The 504-nt window shown below is 51.2% G+C and carries 1 protein-coding gene; it reads left to right on the top strand.

Features of this window, described 5'->3' with window-relative positions; translation table 11 throughout:
- Positions 1-35: 35 nt before the first annotated feature.
- A partial coding sequence (locus ACR0D7_RS19440; protein ID WP_480680485.1) for an IS6 family transposase occupies positions 36-504 on the top strand: 469 nt, incomplete at its 3' end.

Raw genomic sequence — 504 nt, 5'->3', positions numbered from 1 at the left:
ATGACTGCCGGTCATATCAAGTCGAAAGCCAGTTCATGATTTCCTTTAAAGGCGCGCAATATCCGAAGGATGTAATCCTGTTCGCAGTGTTCTTTTACGTCCGTTACGGCGTGTCATACCGCGATTTGGAAGAAATCATGCTCGAGCGCGGCGTTTCAGTCGACCACACCACACTAAACCGATGGGTAACACGGTATTCTGGTGCGATCGCTGAGATCGCGCGTCGCCGCAAAGGAACTTGCGGCCGTTCCTGGAGAATGGATGAGACTTACATCCGCGTGAAAGGGACCTGGGTCTATCTCTACCGAGCAGTCGATAAGAACGGCAAGACACTTGATTTCATGCTGTCCCAGCGGCGCAACAAACCAGCGGCAACGAAGTTCTTCGCCCGGATGCTAGATGTCAATGGTTTACCAAGGAAGATTGTCATCGACAAAAGTGGCGCCAATACAGCTGGCATCAAAGCCATTAACAGAATGCTCAAAAGCTTTGGCTGCCCGGTTC

It is taken from the genome of Ruegeria sp. BB7, assembly GCF_056539365.1.
Note: the sequence above shows the minus strand (reverse complement) of the source record. Positions and strands in the feature narration are given on the sequence as shown.